Origin of the sequence: Nostoc sp. UCD121 (assembly GCF_014222285.1) — a bacterium.
GTDB lineage: Bacteria > Cyanobacteriota > Cyanobacteriia > Cyanobacteriales > Nostocaceae > Nostoc.
Genome location: NZ_JACKZS010000525.1, coordinates 1 through 514 on the forward strand (window position 1 = coordinate 1; position 514 = coordinate 514).

Annotated in this window: 1 protein-coding gene; it reads left to right on the plus strand. The window is 27.6% G+C overall.

Annotated features, from left to right (window positions below; translation table 11 throughout):
• Nucleotides 1-514, plus strand: a 514-nt coding sequence (locus GNF10_RS37320; protein ID WP_221644721.1) for a hypothetical protein, incomplete at both ends; no start/stop codon positions are given.

The window sequence follows — 514 nt, forward strand, 5'->3', positions numbered from 1 at the left end:
CTTCTGTATGAACAGGTTACAAATGCCCATATAGATATCTTTATCTCTACGATTTTAATTATTTTAATAATATGCCTTAAAAACTATAATTATCTAGCTGCGATTGTTACAGCTTGGATTGGTTTTCTAATTAAAACATTACCAATTATTTGGTTACCTCTAATTTTTGTTTATTTGACTAAGCAACAGCGTTGGAAAATTTTATTTAGTGCCATTTTTATTTCTGTAGCTATAATTTTTGCAACTTCTCTGATAGCTTTACCTTCAATCGATGCTTGGACAAGCCTTTTCAATCCTGGTGTTAAAGACAGAGTAGGCGGTTCATTATATTCTTTGATTAAGAATGTACTAAGTTATAAAATTCTAAAACTTCCTGTAACTTTTCAAGCAAGTGTATTCTCAACATTTAAACCTATAATCTTTTCTATATTTTTAATTTCTTATTTAATTATTCTGGTAAAACCCTATTTTAAAAAAACATATTCTGCAACTAGTTTTAGTACAAATATAGGAT